Genomic DNA, 16,572 nt, shown 5'->3' with positions numbered 1-16,572 from the left:
TACCTTGGCGAAAGGCAAGGATGACCCAGCCCGTCAGAAGGAGGACCCCATGCGCCGCCCCGCTCTCCTCGCACTCTGTCTCGCCGTCCTCGCGCCGACCGTGTGGAGCGAGGCGCAGGCGCAGACTCGTTCGCCCATCGACTCCGACTCGCGCTGGACGCTGGCCGCGGTGGGGGACGTGATCATGAACCGTCGGACGGCGCCGCTCGATCACTCCGGCGACCCGGGCTTCCACGAACTCGCCGATATCATCCGCGCGACCGATGCGGCCTTCCTGAACCTCGAGCAGTCGGTCTTCCGGCTGCAGGAGTTCACCGGCTGGCCCGCCGCCGAGAACGGCGGCAACTACGAGGTGGGCTCGCCCGAGACGCTGAAGGACCTCGTCGACATGGGGTTCAATCTCTTCAACCGCGCCAACAACCACACGACGGACTACGGCGTCGAGGGCATGCGGCTCACCAACCGGCTGATGGACGAGTGGGGACTCATCCATTCGGGAACGGGCGAGAACCTGGGCTGGGCCAGCCGTCCCGGGTATCTGGAGACGGCGAAGGGGCGGATCGCGCTGATCGGGATGGCGTCCACCCACACGCCGATGTCGCGCGCGGGCCGGACGGGGCCCACCGTGCAGGGAAGGCCGGGGCTGAACCCGCTGCGGCTGAGTACCCGCTACGAGGGATCGCCGGAGACCATGGCCGCGCTGCGGGACGTGGCCCGCAGGCAGGGCGCGAACGTGTCGGATGACCAGGACGCGCCGGTGCGCGTGTTCGGCTCCACCGTGTTCCCGGGCGACCAGGATCGCTCGGTGGTGCTTCTGAACGACGTGGACCGTGAGCGCGTCCTCCACGAGGTACGCAACGCCACCGACCAGGCCGACTACGTCATCGTCAACAGCCACTCGCACGAGCCCGGCAACGCCTTCGTGACGGCGCCGCCGTGGATGGAGGAGTTCGCCCGGCAGACGATCGACGCGGGCGCGAACACCTTCATCATCCACGGGCCGCACCAACTCCGCGGGGTCGAGATCTACAAGGGCCGCCCGATCTTCTACTCGCTCGCCAACTTCATCTTCCAGAACGAGACCATCGACCCCATGCCGTCGGACCAGCGCGACCGCTTGGGGATCCCTCTCGACCGGCTCTCGTCGGAGGTCTACGACGCGCGCTTCCAGGTGGACGAGGACGGGAACCCCACGACGGGTTTCCCCACAGGGGCCGAGTGGTACGAGAGCGTGGTCCCGGTCGCGACCTTCGAGGGCGACGAGGTGGTCGAGATCGTGTTCTACCCGATCGAACTCGAATGGAAGGCGCCCCGGGGCCGGCGAGGCACCCCGCGCATCGCGCCGGAGGAACTGGGCCGCAAGATCATCGAGCACCTCGCCGAGCTGTCACGCCCCTACGGCACCGAGATCCGCTACGAGGACGGCGTCGGGGTGTGGCGACGGTAGCTTCCGAAGAGCCGGCGGCCCCCGTCACTTGAGCGAGGGCCCGGTGCTCCCGACTTCTGCGGCGCACGCCTCCAGCCCGTCGAGCAGGGTCGTGAGCGGCTCCCCGTCGGACGGCGGCACGTCGGCCAGCGTTGCGCGTATCTCCGCGGCCATCTCGGCACCGCGCGGCTCCCAATACGCCCGTTCCCAGCGGAATGCATCCCTCGAGCCCGGCGGGGCGCCGCGCGCCGCATTGCACGTCTGCAGGAACCCGCCAAGCCGTGCCACAGAGATGGTGATGGCTTGGCCGACGTAGCGGCCACGGGGGTAGTCGGTCCAATACCGAGCGAACTTGTCGCGGACCCCTGCGCGTGCGGTACAGGCGAAATCGCCTTCACAATCATGCGGCGAGGGTCCGGTCACGAGTTCCCAAAGGATCTCCTCCGCGTCCGGGCTTTCCCGGTGCTCTTCGTACGCGCGCTCGAAGGCTTCGTCGCGCACATACCACGCTGAGCCGATCGACCAGTAGTACACGTCGTCGACCAACTGGTCGGCCCAGCCGCGCAGGAGAGCATCCGCGTTCTCGGAGTGGAACGTCTTGAGTACCTCGCCCAGGATCTGAAGCCGCCGAAGCGACAGAATAGCGGAGGTATCGACGATCTCGCGGTGCCCTCCGACGCGACTGCCGAGGACATTGTACACGCGAAGGGAATGGTCGGGGGTCCGCCCTTCGCCCGAAGTGAGAAAGCGATCCGCGATCGCCAGCACATGATCGTGCGTGTGGGCAGGCGCCGTTGCCGCCCCCGGTATCCAGCAGCGTCCCCACCGCGATGCCGAGACCCACGTCTCCCCCGCCGCGACCGTGTCCGGGTACTCGGTCGTGAAGTGCTCGTCCAATCGCAGCACCGTGCCACCCCGCGCCGTCCGCGATGGTTCGAAACGGCACAACACGCCGGGAGCGGTGATCGCCATCTCGCGGCTCTCGGAGGACGGAACGGACGCCTCCCCTCGCACCGCCGCCGGTTCCTCGTCGGGCGGCGGTTGCGCCGGCACCTCCGAGGCGCACCGCTCCACCCGATTGATGTAATCAACCAGCGGCGCCTTGTCTTCCTCGCCCACCTCGCTCAGCGTAGCCAGGAGGCGGCGGACCGCGGGCCTGCCCTCCGTCTGCCACGCCAGTTCGTCCCACCGCTCCCACCGCGCCCGGCCCATGGCATCCCAACCGGGAGTCCGCGCTGCCTCGCACGTCCCGAGAAGGCCGCTCTCGAATTGGACGCGGCGGAGCATGCTCACCGACGCCGAAATGGCTTGATCCACGAACCGGCCGTCGGGAAAGGAGCGCCAGTACCGGGCCGCGTGCGGCAACACCCCGTCAAACACGCATGGGACACTCAGTCCGCAATCGACGCGCTGCAGGATCTGGCTTGCGCTACGCCACAGGATCTCTTCGGCCAGCGGATCATCCCGGTGCGCCTCGTACAGCGAGTCGACCGAGCCGCGTCCCACCACCCACTGCAGCCGTGCGCGGTCCGGCAGCGCCTCGACGTCCGCGCCGAGCGACTCCAGCCATGCCAGGGCCCGCGGGTCGGGGTCCTCTGCTGGACTTGGCTGTGCGGCCTCCAGCGCCCGCATGAGCACTTCCAGCCTCCTGAGGCTCAGGACCGGGGAGGCATCCACCGCTTCCCTGTACACCCGATGCCGGAAGTAGCTGTAGACGGCCACCCAATCTTCCAGTGGGCGCCCGTCCGGCGAGGCGAGGAGCCGATCGGCCATGGCGAGGAGCGACTCTGGCTCCCGCCATGGGCCCACGAGCGCCTCCGGCACCCAGCACAAGCGCGGCATATACGGCGTCCGCCGCACGGACACCCAGGTCGTGCCGGCCGCGTCCATCGCAGAATCCCGCACCGAAACTGTTTCGCGGTACGCGTCGCCCGTTTGTCTGAAGACCGACACCACGCTGGCTGCGTGGGAGGGCGCCTCGCGGCAGGGCACATGCAGGGAGAGGAGCGTGCCATACGTTTCCCCCTGCGCGGCCAGCGGGTTGGGCAGGACGAGCGCAGCGGCTGCGGCCGCCAACAGGATGCAGGGGGTGGAGCGGTTCATGGGCCTCCGGGCTCGACCTGGTCGAAGAAGCGGGCTGCCTGTCCTTCTTCGACGAACCCCAAGGCTTCGATTTGTTCCTCCTGACGCTCGGACAGGTCGTCGAACAGCATGCGATCGCGCGATGTCGGCGCGGCGTCCGAGGCTTCGGCATGCTCGAGCAACTTGGCGAACTTGTCGTCGAGGCGGACCGGCCAGTTGATGAGTTCCTGCTTGGCCCGATGCTCGCGCGAGGGCCGGAACTGGCGTAGCTGGTCCTCGATGGCCCACAGCAGGGCGTCGAGTTCGGCCCCGGCGCGGGCGATGTCGGCGGCGCCCTCGGTCCCCGCGGCGCCCTCGATCGCCTCCACGACCCTCCGCCGCAGGCTGTGGATGCGCGCCACCGCCCGGTGGTTCTCACCGATCTGCTCACGGATCGCGATCAGGAAGCCGAACTGCTCGTCGAACTCGGCCTGCGGTGTGGACACCCGCGGATCCGGCACGATCTCGAACGGGACCGAGAGCGTCTCGTCCCCCACCGTCAGCCGCGCCTCGTAGCGGCCGGGGGGCGCCAGCGGCCCGTATGGGTCACGGTGCCGGTAGAGCGTCTTCGGGATCCAGTCGACGGGCTCCGGATACCGCATGTCCCACTCGAACACGTTGGCGCCGGCCTCCGCGGGGAGCCCCGGCTCCACCAGATCCGCCGGATCGATGGGATCCGGGCCCGGCTGGGGAGGGCCGGCTCGGCTCGAGAAGGTGCGGATCTCCGCGCCCTCGGCCTCGTTGTCGGTCGGGATGATCCCGACGCGCGGAATGACCATCACCCCCGCGTGGTCCCCCGCCTCATGGATCGACAGCCGGACCTCACCCTCGGGGGCCCGGGGCAGGTAGTAGCGGAGCACGACACCGCTCGGTGGGTTCGGCATCGAGAGGCCGCCGAAGGTGGCCTGGGTCACCATCTCGCGGAAGCGGATCGTGGGTCGCGGCGTGAACAGGCGAACTCCGTCCTCGGCCCTCGGTCCGACACCGTCGGCGCGGAGCGTCGCACCCGCTGCCGCGAGCTGCCTGAGCGGCGAGATGTCATCCAGGATCCAGTGCGAACGCCCGTGCGTGGCCGCCACCACGTCGCCGTCCTTCAGTTTGAGGTCGCGGACCGGCGTGACCGGGAGGTTGAGGCGCAGCGAGTGCCAGTCCTCCCCGTCTTCGAGGCTCACCCACACGCCGCTCCACTCCGCGCCGGCGTAGAGCAGCCCGGGCTGCTCGGCGTCCTCGCGCACGACCCACACGAAGTCGTCCTCCGGGAACCCGGCGTCGATTCGGCGCCACGTGGCCCCGTAGTCGGCCGTCGCCCACACCGACGGCGCGTCGTCCCCCATCATGTGCCGGTTGGCGGAGACGTAGGCCGCGGCCGGATCGTGCCTCGAAGGCTCGACGACGCTCACCCAGGTGTCGGGCTCCATGTCGGGAGGTGTGACGTTCTCCCAGCTGCCGCCGCCGTCCGTCGAGACGAAGACGAGCCCGTCGTTCGACCCGGTCCACAGGACCCCTTCCCGCACGGGCGATTCGGCAATGCTCGCGATCGCGGCGTACCACTCGATCCCCACGTTCTCGCGCGTGAGGCCCCAGTACTCGCCACGATCGGAGGGGGGCGTCGCTTCGAACCGCGAGTCGTCGGCACGCGTGAGGTCGGGGGAGATGTCCTCCCAACTCTCGCCCTCGTCCGTCGAGCGGTGGACGTACTGGGTCGCCGTGTACATCACGTCCGGGTCGTGGCGGGAGAGGAAGAGCTTGACGTCCCACACCTGGCGGTAGCGGAGCTGATCCTCGCCCGTGCCGTAGTAGTTCTCGCCCCAGACGGAGATCCAGCGACGCTCCCCGGTCGAGCGGTCCACGCGCGCGATCCAGTGGTGGTCCCCCCCGTAGCTCACGTCGAGCCGGTCAGGGTGGACCGCGATCCCGCCGTTCTCAGCCGCGGCCGTCGTCCAGCGCTGGTAATCGAAGATCGCCCCCTCGTCGGAACGGCTGGGCACGCAGATGCTCGTGTTGTCCTGCTGGGGCGCGCAGACGTTGTAGGGGAAGTCGTCGTCCACCGAGGCGTTGTACATCTGGCCGGTGGGCTGGTTCTCGACCGACGACCAGGTGCGGCCTCCGTTCAGCGTCACGGTCGCGCCGCCGTCGCCCCCGCCCAGCATGCGGCGCGAGTCCGCGGGGTCGATCCACAGCGCGTGGTGGTCGCCGTGCGGAAGCGTCGTGAGGGCCGTGAAGCTCTCGCCGCCGTCCGTGGACTTCCAGATCGAGGTGTTGAGGACGTACACGACATCAGGGTCGGTGGGGTCGGCGACGACGTGCGTGTAGTACCACGGGCGCTGGAAGAAGTTGGGATTGTCCGCCACGCGCTCCCAGCTTCGGCCGCCGTCTTCGGAGCGGTACAGCCCGTTGCCGGAGCAGTAGTAGTCCCGACAGGGCAGCCAGTCCGCCTGGCCGGGCGCGTCGGCGGTGTAGAGGCCGCCGGTCCCGTCTCCCTCCGCCGTCATTAGCGCCCACACCCGGCTCGGTCGCGACTGTGACACGTCGAGCGAGATCCGGCCCTTGAGCCCCGCCGGAAGCCCCGCGGCCGCCGAGATATCCTCCCAGCTGTCGCCGCCGTCCGTCGACTTCCAGATTCCGTTGCGGGCCCCCGCGTCCCTGATGGTCCAGGGGAATCGCCGCCCGTTCCAGGTCGCCGCATACAGCGTCCTGGAGGCGCTCCGGTCCATGACGAGGTCGATGACACCGGTTTCATCGTCGATGTAGAGGACCCGCTCCCACGTCTCACCCCCGTCGCGGGAGCGGTACACGCCGCGATTCTCGTCCGGTATGAACCCGTGTCCGTGCGAGGCGGCGTAGACGAGATCCGGGTCGCGCGGATGCACCTCGATCGCGGAGAGGTTCCGGGTGTCCGCCAGCCCCATGTTTTCCCAGGAGCGCCCGCCATCGGAGGAGCGGTAGAGCCCGTCGCCGCGCGAGATGTTCGTGCGGAAAGAGACATCTCCGGTGCCGACGTACAGGATCTCGGGATCCGATTCCGAGATGGCCAGCGAGGAGACCGTCGTCGTTCCGAAGTATCCGTCGGAGAGGTTGTGCCAGCTCACCCCGGCGTCGTCCGTCTTCCAGACGCCGCCCCCGTTCGTGCTCCCCATGTAGAACACGCCGGGCTCGGTCGGATGTCCGGCCCCGGCGATGGACTTGCCACCCCGCCACGGTCCGATCGGTCGCCACTCCAGCACCTCGAGCACCGACGCGTCGACCGATCCGCCTGGCAGCCCCACAGCCGCGTCTCGACCCGGTACGCCTTCCGGATCCACACAGGCCAGGGCGGGAATGAGAAAGATCGAGAGGAGGATCCCGAGCGACGGCGAGGGATCGTGATGGCGCATCGTCGCCTCCCAGATTCGAGAAAGACGTTCCCGCGGGAACGCGTGTCTGTGTTCAGTCGGTGCGGCGCAGATCGCCGGTGTCGGCCACGCCGAGGCCTTCCCGTTCGGCGGCGTCGCTGAGGCGCTGATCGAGGCAAAGGAACAGCAGCGGGTCCGAAAGCTGCTCGCTCACCAGCAGGGCGGCGCCAAGTTGACCGGCATCGGCGGCCCGGAGCGGGTGCCGCGCCAGCACCGCATTCGCCCGGGCGCGCACGGAGAGCACATCGATCACTTCGTCCCAGCCGGCGGCGAAGCCACGAAGGCGGTCGAGAACGGTTCGCCGCTGCCGCCGGGTCAGCGCCCCTTCGCGCGTGCGCCTCTCAATCGCGCTCGTGATCTCGGTCCTCGTCCAGGCCCATGTGACGATGTGATCGTCTTCCAGAAGCCACGTTCGAGCCAACCGGCTACCGGGCTCGGAGACGATCAGCGGGACAAGCGCCGATGCGTCCCAATACCTCATAGCCGGTCGATCCGGTCCTCCGCCAGGGCCTGCGAAATGCTCGTCGACAGTTTCACGGGAGGGTCGTCGAGAATCGAGGTGGCCGGTCCCGCGCGGGGCCGGAGAAGACCATCGCCAACCAACCGATCGCGGAGGGCGTCGTCGCCCCCTGGCCCGGGCGCCATCAACCTGGCGACCGGCACGCCGCGGTCGAGGATCTGAACCTCGCCGCCCCGCCGGACGTGGCGAAGGTAACGCGAGAGATTGGCCTTGAGGGCCGAAATCGACACGGTAGTCATAGGACCAATCTAGTCTCGGTAAAAAGACCAATCAAGTCACAACTCGCGCGAAGGCCCTAAGTCGTCGCGGCGTCGAGCGACCGATGGATCGTGCCTCAGTCGTTGCGGCGCAGTTCCACGGGTTGGCCGTGGGGGGTGTGGCGGTAGGCGTCCGCCCATGCCTCCTTGCAATCCTCCAGGGCCGCGGACGAACTGAGTCGGCGGTCGACGACGAGCCGTTCGAGCGCGGCCACCCAGTGGTGGTAGTACCGGGTGCCGTCGTCCGGTTCGCCGCGCGCCTCGGCCTCAGCGAGTTCGTCGGCGAGCGTCCCGGCCCACTCCTTCCAGGTGAAGTGCCCCTCCTCGGAGAGCTTCACGGCGAGGGCGAAGGCCTGCGCCTGCCACGGCGCCTCGAACACCGGGCCCTCGTCGTCCGCGGGCAGGGGAGGGAGTGCCGCGAGGCGTTCGGGGTCGACCCGCCCGGCGCCGGCCATCACGCCGGCTCCAGGTAGTCTTCCCACAGGTCGACGTACACGGAGTCGCCCGCGGAAGCGCGTTCGCCCCACAATTCCCGGGCCTCGAAGCGAACCGAATAGACGTGCTGGGGGCGGCGGTCGCCGGGGCGCCGCCCGTCCTCGTCGGTGTCCTGCAGCGCGTACACGCCGTGATCCTCGACGATTGTTCCCGCCCTCCCGCGCACGTAGCGCGGCTGCCGGGTGTGGCCGCGCGGGTGGAGGTTGCGCGCGCGTACCCGGTCGTTCGGTCCGAAGCGGGCGGGTACGTCCCTGTCGAGGAGTCCGGCTCCCAACGAACCGCTGTTCGACCCCGGGAGCATCTCCGGCGGGGGCGCCCCCGGATCCGGATAGCCCGTCTCCAGTTCCGTCTCCGAGATGAGACCGCTCACGAGCAGCCGGGTGGTCATCATCCGGAACCAGCGCTCGTAGTAGGACAGGCTCAGGTACTCGACCGGCGGGATGGTCTCGAGCGTGAAGCGGAAGGGGGGCCACTCGCGACCCCGGCCCCACGGGCCGACCGCCCTTGTGAGAGCGTACACGCGGCCCTCCCAGCGCTGGTGGAAGACAGGCTCGTTCTCTTCGGCTTCGATCGGGCCGAAGCCGTCCATGCCGCCCATGTCGTGGATCGTATTCACTGGTCGCCTCCTGACGGCGCCTCGATCCTGGCCACCCCGATCATCGAGTCGCGGGTGACGATTTCGGCCAGTTCTTCCTCGGTCATGTCCTCGGTGGCGGCGGGTCGCTCGGGGAGCACCAGATAGCGGATCTCGGCGGTGCTGTCCCAGACCCGGATCTCGACATCCCCGGGCACGTCGAGTCCAAACTCGCGCAGGACCTCGCGCGGTTCGATCACCGCCCGCGCCCGGTAGGGGGCGGACTTGTACCACACGGGCGGCAGGCCCAGCGTCGGCCACGGGTAGCACGAACAGAGGGTGCACACGACGAGGTTGTGCATCGCGGGCGTGTTCTCGACCACCTTCATGTGTTCGCCCTGCCCGCCGAGGTAGCCGAATTCTCCGATCGCGGCGGTCCCGTCGGCGAGGAGGCGCTCGCGGTACGCGGGGTCGACCCAGGCCCGCGCGACGACCTCGGCGCCGTTCCGGGGGCCGACGCGGTTCTCGTAGGTGTCGACGATCTCATCCAGCGCCGCCGAGTCCACCATCCCCTTCTCCACGAGCACGGACTCGAGCGCCCGGACCCGGAGGGCGATGTCGGGCGGCACGTCCTGATGGTCGTGATCGTGGCCGTGGTCGTGATCGTCCGTCTGCTCGGCCATCAGCTTCCCCGGGGCGGCGAAGGCGGCCGCCCCAACCGCCGCATCCTTGATGAATTCGCGCCGGTCGACCGGCCGCCCTTCCGATTCGTCCATAGGCACCCCCTGCGATATCCATGGTGCCGACGTCCCGCCGGGCGGCGCAAGCTGTCCCTCCGTTCGGCGCGGCGGATTGCGGCGCGAGCGGGATTGCGTCCCGCGTGCCGTCCGCGCACCCTTCGCCCATGACCGTCTCGTACGAGAACTCGAAGGCCGTCTTCGACGGCATCAAGGCCGCCGGGATCCGGAGCATCTCGGCCCTCCCGGAGACGTGGCTCGGGCTCCTCCTGCAGCGCGCCGAGGACGATCCCGAGGTCGAACTCATTCAGGTGGCCAAGGAGGAGGAGGCGATCGGCGTGGCGGCCGGCGCCTACTTCGCCGGCGAACCCCACGTCCTGCTGATGCAGAACCACGGCTTCTTCGCGGCGATGAACGGGATCATCTCCCTGGCCCAACTCTATTCCGTCCCGCTCTGCATGCTGATCGCGGTCCGGGGCCACTGGGGCGAACCGTATCCGTGGCACACGCGCGGGGGGATCGTGACCGAGGGTCTGCTGCGGGCGCTCAACATCCCGTATCACCACGCGCGGGATCCCGCCCTCGTCGCGAAGGAGATCGCCGAGGCGTACACGCTGTCGCAGAGTTCACTCTCGCCCGTCGCGCTGCTCCTCACGCGCGACCTCATGGAAGTCTGACCCGGGGAGGGCCGCGTTGGAACGAGTGCAGTGTCTGGAGTTGATCTATCCCGAGATCGAGGACAAGCTCGTCGTCACGATCATGGGCGCGTGCGCGCAGGAACTGTACGACCTCGGACACCGCGAGAACTTCTTCTATCTACAGCACGCGATGGGACTCGCCTCCTCGATCGGGCTCGGCCTCGCGAGCCATCTCCCGCACGAGAAGGTGATCGTGCTCGACGGCGACGGCTCCGCGCTCATGAACCTGGGCACGTTCACCACCCTCGCGCGCTACCGGCCCCGGAACCTGCTCCACATCATCTTCGACAACGGGAGCCTGCTCTCCACGGGCGGGTTCGAATCGCACACCACGTCGGGGATCACCGACCTCGCCGCGATCGCCCGCGGAGCCGGGATCGAGCACGCGGTCTCCGTCGATTCGCCGATGACGTTCGGGGAGGCCTTCGTCGAAGCGATGGAACGGGATGACCTGAGCGTGATCGTGGCCAGGGTCGACGCGGTGGGTCCCGACAACTACGGCATGGACTTCGCCCTGCCCGAGAACGCGTTCCGGTTCAGGCGCTGCGTCCAGGAGCGGCGCGCCGCGACGGGCTGGACCCCGCCCCCGATGCCGGGGCACATGGGCGCCGCCTAGGCTACGGCGGCGAATCACCCGTCGACGGCGCGGCTTCGGCCGCCACACGGGCCACCACTTCCCGGACCCGGTCGCGAAAGCCGCGTGCGCGTTCCATCGCCTCCGCTTCATCGACCGTAAGGATCCGTCCGTCCCGTACCACGATGCGACCGTTCACGAGCACGGTGGAGACATCGCTCCCCCGGGCCGCGTAGACGAGGTGCGAGTAGACGTTGTAGAGCGGCGTGAGCCCGGCCCGGCGTGTGTCGAGCAGCACGATGTCGGCCCGCTTCCCCGGCTCGAGCGAGCCGATGCGGTCGTGCAGGTTGAGCACGCGGGCGCCGCCCATGGTGGCCATCCGGAACACGGTCTCGGCCGGGAGCGCGGTGGGGTCGCCGTTCGTGAACTTGTGCAGTTTGGCGGCCGTGTCCATCTCGTCGAACAGATCGAGGTCGTTGTTGCTCGCCGGGCCATCCGTGCCGAGTCCCACCGGGATCCCGGCCGCCAGCGCCTCCACGACCGGGGCCGCCCGCTGAATCCCCAGCTTGAGGTTGCTCTCGGGGTTGTGCGAGATCCCGGCGCCCCCGGCGGCGATCCGCGCGATGTCCTCCTCGGAGAGGTAGATGGCGTGCGCGAGCACGGTGCCCGGCCGCAGGGCGCCGATTGACCCAAGCGCCTCCACCACGCCCATCCCGGTCAGCTCACGGGCGATCGCGAACTCGCTCGCGTCTTCGGAGGTGTGGATCTGGAAGGGGGCGCCGTGCTCGACCGCCAGCCGCACGGCGCTCCGGACATCGTCCAGGGATGTCGTGTAGAGCGAGTGGGCGGCCACCCCCGGGACCAGCGTGGGATGATCCCGATACCTCTCGAGGAACTGCGCGGCGTCCCGGAGCGACGCCTCCGGTGACCCGAAGTCCGGTGCCGGGAATCCGATGACGTGCGGGCCGAGGACGGCACGGATGCCGGCATCGATCACGGCCCGCGCCGCGTCGTCCCGGAAGTAGTACATGTCCGCGAAGGTGGTCGTACCGCTCTTCAGCATCTCTATGGACGAGAGGAGCGTGCCCCAGTAGACGAACTCGGGATCGACCAGTGCGGCCTCGGCCGGGAAGATGTGGTCGTCCAGCCAGCTCATGAGGGGCATATCGTCGGCGAGTCCCCGGAAGAGCGACATCGCGGCGTGGCCGTGGGTGTTGACGAGCCCCGGGATGACCAGGTGGCCCGTCGCGTCGAGGACCGGCACACCAGACGGCCGGGGGTCCGCTTCGTCCAGCAGGCCGGCGATCGCGTCCCCTTCCACGAGCACGGCGCCTCTCTCGAGGACGGTGCCGGCCTCGTCCATGACCACCACCGTCCCGCCGTCGATCAGTAGCCGGCCGTCACGCGTGGCCTCTCCCGGGCCTGCCGAACACGCCGCCAGCAGAACGCAGGCGAGGAGAGGCGCGTGCGCCCGTTCCGTAGCCTTGGCTCCGTTCACCGTCGGGACCCGGCCGCCCCCGCCCACAGCGCTCCGATGGGCACCAGGCCAGCGTGGAAACGGCGTCTGATCGTTACTGGAGGTTCGGCTAATCGTTATCGACGCTTGCCGGTGGTCGCCATGGATCGCTAGCCCTCCCGCGGTTGCGGGACGATCCGGATGTAGGGCAGGGGTTGCTCCCAGCCGTCCGGGAACCGCTCTCGCGCCTCGTCGTCCGAAACCGCCGGCGCGATGATCACGTCATCGCCCTGCTCCCAGTTCGCCGGCGTGGCGAGTTGTTTCTCGGCCGTAAGCTGGCACGAATCGAGGAGCCGCAGGATCTCGGCGAAGTTGCGGCCCGTGCTCATCGGATAGGTGAGCGTGGCCTTGATCTTCCTGTCCGGGCCGATGACGAACACCGAACGCGCCGTCGCGTTGTCCATCGGCGTGCGGCCCTCCGACGTGTCGCCCGCGTCCGCGGGCAGCATGTCGTACGCCTTCACGATCTCGAGGCCGGGATCGCCGATCAGGGGGTAGCCGACGGCATGGCCGTGGAGCGACTCGATGTCCCTGGACCAGGCCTTGTGGTCGCTGACCCCGTCGACGCTGATCCCGATGATCTTGCAGTTGCGGGCCGCGAACGCGTCCTGGAGCGCGGCGACCGCCCCCAGTTCCGTCGTACACACGGGCGTGAAGTCTTTCGGATGAGAGAAGAGCAGGGCCCAGCCGTCCCCGATCCAGTCGTGGAAGTTGATCGTCCCCTGGGTCGTCTCGGCGGTGAAATCCGGCGCGGTGTCGTTGATGCGAAGCGTCATCGGTACTCCCGGGTCCTGGTTTGTCGCGGCACGTCCGCCAATAGCGGCCACCGCCAATGATCGGCCCTTCCGGCGACGGAGACAACGCCGGCCCGCGCCGGATTTCACCTATGGCCGAAACCTCGCCGATCCCTTCATGTTGATCGCCCTTCGTCGATGCGCTCGAAGAACCGAAGTCCGCAGATCCTGGAGAGAGTTGAGAATGAAGATCGGACGCCGCGTCCTGCTGACCACCGCCCTGCTCACCGTCGCCATCGTCGCGACGGCGCGGGCGCACACCATGTTCCTGAAGCTCGAGAGCTTCTTCCTGGAGCCGCACTCGACGAACGTCGTCGCGCTGCTCAACGGGGACTTCAACAACAGCGAAAACACGCTCACGCGCGACCGCATGCTGGACGTGCGGGTCGTGGGGCCGGATGGGATCGTGCAGCCGCCGCCCTCCGCGTGGCGCGACACGGCGATGTTCCACTTCCACGCCGACAGCGTCGACACCGCGCTCCTCACCTTCGAGACGGGCTCCGCCGGCACCTACACGATCGGAGTCTCGACCGCGGCCCGCGTGTTCACGCTCACGGCTCAGGAGTTCAACGACTACCTGGTCCATGACGGCGTCGTCGACGTGATCGCGGAGCGCGAGGCGGCGGGGAAGACGAACGACGAGGCCACCGAACGCTACAGCAAGCATGTGAAGGCGATCGTCCAGGTCGGAGAGGCGCGGAGCGGGGAGTGGGCCGAGGAAGTCGGCTACCCGGTGGAGTTCATCCCCCTGCGGAACCCGTACGATCTCGATGTCGGCGACGAACTCGAGGTGCGGTTCCTCCGCGCCGGCGAGCCGGTGGCGAACCAGATCGTGTACGCGAACCACGAGTTCAATCACGAGCACGACGACACGGGCGGACACGTCGACGCCGTGGAGACCCGCACGGACGGGAACGGCGTCGCGACGATCCCCCTGATGGCAGGTGGGCGGTGGTTCGTCCGGGCGATCCACATGGTCGAGACGACCTCGGAGCCCGACGTGGACTACGAGTCGAACTGGGCCACGCTGACGTTCCAGATCCGCTAGTAGCCGCGCCCTCGGTCGACGACCGCGAGGAGCGGTTCTCCGGCCACGAAGCGCCGCAGGTTCTCTCGGAAGAGGACCCACATCCGCTCCATGTGTCCGTCGGAGTCACCGCCCAGGTGTGGCGTGATGATGACGTTCGCCATCGACCAGAGCGGGTGATCCGGCGGGAGCGGCTCCGGGTCGACCACGTCGAGACCCGCAGCGGAGATCCGTCCCTCCCTGAGCGCCGCGACCAACGCGTCGGTGTTTGTCGTGCGACCGCGGCCCAGCGTGATGTAGAAGGCGTTCGGACGCGTCAGCCGAAAGAACGCGTCGTCGATGAGCCCGTCGGTCTCCGGCGTGAGGGGCAGGGCGTTGACGATCACGTCGGCCTCCGGCACCAGTTCCAGGAGTTCCGAGGCCAGGCCGACGCGTTCCACGAAATCGGGACCCTCGCGGCTGCTGCTCCGGGTCGCGATGACCCGCATCCCGATCCCGTGCGCGATGCGGGCCGTCTCCGTGCCGATGCCGCCGAGGCCGATGACGAGCATGGTGCGGCCGCGGAGTTCGAGCAGTTCGCTGCCTTCGCCGACGTAGGGGGAGGGACCCGTGAGTGGGGCGATGTCCCAGCGCTTCTCGTGCTGAAGGTCGCGGGCGATGTGGAGTCTGCGGCTCAGCGCGAGCGCCATGCCGAGCGCGTGCTCGGCGCCCCCGGGCGCGAAGATGCGCTGCGCGTTGGTGAGGACGAGATCCTCGGCCTCGGCGAACCCGGGGATCGCCAGGTAGCGCTCGACGCCCGCCGAGGCGAGTTGCACCCAGCGGAGCCGGTCGCCGGCCGCGAGGATGTCCGCGTTCAGCGCCCCGAGGACCGCGTCGGCGTCGTGCGCCTCGGCCGCCGCGGCCCGCGCGTTGTCGACGACGACGAGGTTCACGCCCGGGGCGACCTCCGCCAGTTCGGCCGTGCGTCCGGGCCACAGGTCGACTGCGACGACCTTCACGGGAGCTTCCCAGTCAGGAGAGGAACGATCGGGCGAGGGGCCCGGACGCAGGCCGAGCACCCCGGCCGGCGTGCCCGCGGCGTCCGCGGCGCTTTCCGGCGCTCGATCCGCCCGGCAACCCGCGAGCGCGAGCCCGGCCAGCGATGCGCACGCGACGCGATGCCCGGTCTGGCGAGTTCGCGGGCGCCGGCGCCACGGCCGACTCCCCGGAGGGCGCGCTACCGATCCCCCCCGGTCCGCTCCTGGTACCGGGCGCCGCTCAGAACGTTGGAGATCGCGTAGTTGCCTTCGTGGCAGGCGTACTCGTAGAGCAGATGGTCGAAGCGCTTGAAGGGGACCTGTCCGCCCCAGGTGCTCGCGTAGGTCCCGCGGTCGTCGATCGTGAACTCGTACAGGATCGTCTCTTCAATCCACGCGCGTGAATCGCTCGACGACCTTCCTGTCCTTCGACGGCGGCACGCCCCGGAAGGCGTGTTCCGGATTCAGGTTCGTCGTCTCGACCACGAGCGTCCCGTCCTCCCAGTAGCCCCACGAATCCCCGAACCACGGACGAAGGTCGTCCGACGGCTCCGCCTTCCCAGCCTCCGTCGTCTCTCGCTCCTCCCCCTCCCCGGGCGGATCGCGCAACTCGATGATCCGGGCATCGTGGACCATCTCGGCCATGATCACGATGTAGTCCTCGTTCTGCGCGATCGTGTAGCTGTTGTTGTACCAGTAGTTGGGCAGCATCGGAGGTCCGGCGCTCGAACCGAACGAGACGATGCATCGCTCGGAGAGAGGCCGAAGCTCGGGGTGGTCGAACTGGCCGAACCGGCTGCGGAATTCCGCGGCCTCCTCCAGCCGGCGACGCGCCTCCGACGTGAGCTCCGGGACTCTGCCGTCCGGCGGGTGCGTCACGAGCGAGCTCCGCGGCTCGCCGTTCACGATCGCCACGCGGTCGCCCGGCTCGCGGTAGAATTCGTCGTAGCAGGTGGTCGCCCCGTCGATACACACGGTGTGGTCGCCCCCCGGCGGCAGCGCTCGATCAGGGTCGACCGGGGCCGTACGGTCGGCGACGGTCTCGGCCTGCCCCCCCTCGATCGCGGCCACTTCCTCCCACGTCAGTACCGGCCCCCGGCCCTCGGGGCGTTCGAAGGGGGTGAGGGTCTGGTTGGTCCAGTTGCCCTGCAGATCCGGGTGCCCGTAAGGGGTCAGCGGCGGGGTCCGGTCCGCGGAGGCGGTCTGCGTACGCGCCATGTCGGGCAGGAGCAGCGCCGCGACGGCCCCGAGGACGAGCACGCCGATTGCGACGTACCTGGACGGGCGGGCGCCGAAGTGATCCGCACTCATCGTTCCTCCCTCGTGCCGGCGTGAAGTTCGGTCACAAGGTCAATCTGTCCTCCGCGACTCACCGGCGCGAGACGTGGAACGCGAAAGGGCCCGGTCACCCGGGCCCTTTCGGAT

At 69.1% G+C, this 16,572-nt stretch carries 15 protein-coding genes; 4 read left to right on the top strand and 11 right to left on the bottom strand.

Going from position 1 to position 16,572, the window contains the following annotated elements; translation table 11 throughout:
- Positions 1-49 precede the first annotated feature (49 nt).
- Positions 50-1,447 carry a CapA family protein gene (locus ACPXY0_RS13015; protein ID WP_423925216.1) on the top strand — a complete coding sequence of 466 codons (1,398 nt, stop codon included), beginning with the start codon at positions 50-52 and terminating at the stop codon, positions 1,445-1,447.
- Between the two features lie 24 nt (positions 1,448-1,471).
- On the opposite strand, the gene ACPXY0_RS13010 is transcribed toward ACPXY0_RS13015, so the two are convergent.
- The 7 genes from ACPXY0_RS13010 to nthA form a co-directional block, all read right to left on the bottom strand.
- On the bottom strand, positions 1,472-3,529 hold the full coding sequence (locus ACPXY0_RS13010) for a hypothetical protein (RefSeq protein WP_423925214.1): 2,058 nt from the start codon (positions 3,527-3,529) through the stop codon (positions 1,472-1,474).
- Positions 3,526-6,921: a VPS10 domain-containing protein gene (locus ACPXY0_RS13005; RefSeq protein ID WP_423925212.1), complete on the bottom strand. Its 3,396-nt coding sequence runs from the start codon at positions 6,919-6,921 to the stop codon at positions 3,526-3,528. The genes ACPXY0_RS13010 and ACPXY0_RS13005 overlap by 4 nt, the downstream gene beginning before the upstream one ends.
- A 52-nt stretch (positions 6,922-6,973) precedes the next feature.
- The gene (locus tag ACPXY0_RS13000) at positions 6,974-7,420 is read right to left on the bottom strand and encodes a type II toxin-antitoxin system VapC family toxin (RefSeq protein ID WP_419940542.1); all 447 of its coding nucleotides are present in this window, start codon (positions 7,418-7,420) and stop codon (positions 6,974-6,976) included.
- Positions 7,417-7,698 (bottom strand): type II toxin-antitoxin system Phd/YefM family antitoxin, encoded by a 282-nt coding sequence (locus tag ACPXY0_RS12995; protein WP_419940543.1) that lies wholly within the window; start codon positions 7,696-7,698, stop codon positions 7,417-7,419. The genes ACPXY0_RS13000 and ACPXY0_RS12995 overlap by 4 nt, the downstream gene beginning before the upstream one ends.
- A 95-nt stretch (positions 7,699-7,793) precedes the next feature.
- The gene (locus tag ACPXY0_RS12990; RefSeq protein ID WP_423925209.1) at positions 7,794-8,171 is read right to left on the bottom strand and encodes a nitrile hydratase accessory protein; all 378 of its coding nucleotides are present in this window, start codon (positions 8,169-8,171) and stop codon (positions 7,794-7,796) included.
- Positions 8,171-8,827, bottom strand: a complete 657-nt coding sequence (gene nthB, locus ACPXY0_RS12985; RefSeq protein ID WP_423925207.1) for a nitrile hydratase subunit beta — start codon at positions 8,825-8,827, stop codon at positions 8,171-8,173. The genes ACPXY0_RS12990 and nthB overlap by 1 nt, the downstream gene beginning before the upstream one ends.
- Positions 8,824-9,561 carry a nitrile hydratase subunit alpha gene (nthA, locus tag ACPXY0_RS12980; RefSeq protein ID WP_423925205.1) on the bottom strand — a complete coding sequence of 246 codons (738 nt, stop codon included), beginning with the start codon at positions 9,559-9,561 and terminating at the stop codon, positions 8,824-8,826. Before nthA ends, nthB begins: the two co-directional genes overlap by 4 nt.
- 128 nt (positions 9,562-9,689) lie before the next feature.
- On the opposite strand from nthA, the gene ACPXY0_RS12975 reads away from it, so the two are divergent.
- Both ACPXY0_RS12975 and ACPXY0_RS12970 read left to right on the top strand, forming a co-directional pair.
- A complete protein-coding gene (locus tag ACPXY0_RS12975; protein WP_423925203.1) occupies positions 9,690-10,199 on the top strand; it encodes a thiamine pyrophosphate-binding protein in 510 nt (169 codons plus the stop codon).
- Positions 10,200-10,224: 25 nt separating this feature from the next.
- The gene (locus ACPXY0_RS12970) at positions 10,225-10,836 is read left to right on the top strand and encodes a thiamine pyrophosphate-dependent enzyme (protein WP_423930678.1); all 612 of its coding nucleotides are present in this window, start codon (positions 10,225-10,227) and stop codon (positions 10,834-10,836) included.
- A 1-nt stretch (position 10,837) separates the two neighbouring features.
- On the opposite strand, the gene ACPXY0_RS12965 is transcribed toward ACPXY0_RS12970, so the two are convergent.
- Positions 10,838-12,292: an amidohydrolase family protein gene (locus tag ACPXY0_RS12965; RefSeq protein WP_423925201.1), complete on the bottom strand. Its 1,455-nt coding sequence runs from the start codon at positions 12,290-12,292 to the stop codon at positions 10,838-10,840.
- A gap of 128 nt (positions 12,293-12,420) precedes the next feature.
- Entirely contained in the window at positions 12,421-13,086 is a 666-nt protein-coding gene (locus tag ACPXY0_RS12960; protein ID WP_423925199.1) for a peroxiredoxin, read from the bottom strand.
- A 202-nt stretch (positions 13,087-13,288) separates the two neighbouring features.
- Here ACPXY0_RS12960 and ACPXY0_RS12955 point away from each other — a divergent pair, with 202 nt between their 5' ends.
- Positions 13,289-14,152 carry a DUF4198 domain-containing protein gene (locus ACPXY0_RS12955; protein ID WP_423925197.1) on the top strand — a complete coding sequence of 288 codons (864 nt, stop codon included), beginning with the start codon at positions 13,289-13,291 and terminating at the stop codon, positions 14,150-14,152.
- Here the strand turns inward: ACPXY0_RS12955 and ACPXY0_RS12950 are convergent.
- Positions 14,149-15,129: a D-2-hydroxyacid dehydrogenase gene (locus ACPXY0_RS12950; RefSeq protein WP_423925195.1), complete on the bottom strand. Its 981-nt coding sequence runs from the start codon at positions 15,127-15,129 to the stop codon at positions 14,149-14,151. The two genes, ACPXY0_RS12955 and ACPXY0_RS12950, sit on opposite strands and share 4 nt — an antisense overlap.
- A gap of 405 nt (positions 15,130-15,534) precedes the next feature.
- Positions 15,535-16,458 carry a hypothetical protein gene (locus ACPXY0_RS12945; protein ID WP_423925193.1) on the bottom strand — a complete coding sequence of 308 codons (924 nt, stop codon included), beginning with the start codon at positions 16,456-16,458 and terminating at the stop codon, positions 15,535-15,537.
- Positions 16,459-16,572 lie beyond the last annotated feature (114 nt).

It is taken from the genome of Candidatus Palauibacter sp., assembly GCF_965237495.1.
GTDB lineage: Bacteria > Gemmatimonadota > Gemmatimonadetes > Palauibacterales > Palauibacteraceae > Palauibacter.
Note: the sequence above shows the minus strand (reverse complement) of the source record. Positions and strands in the feature narration are given on the sequence as shown.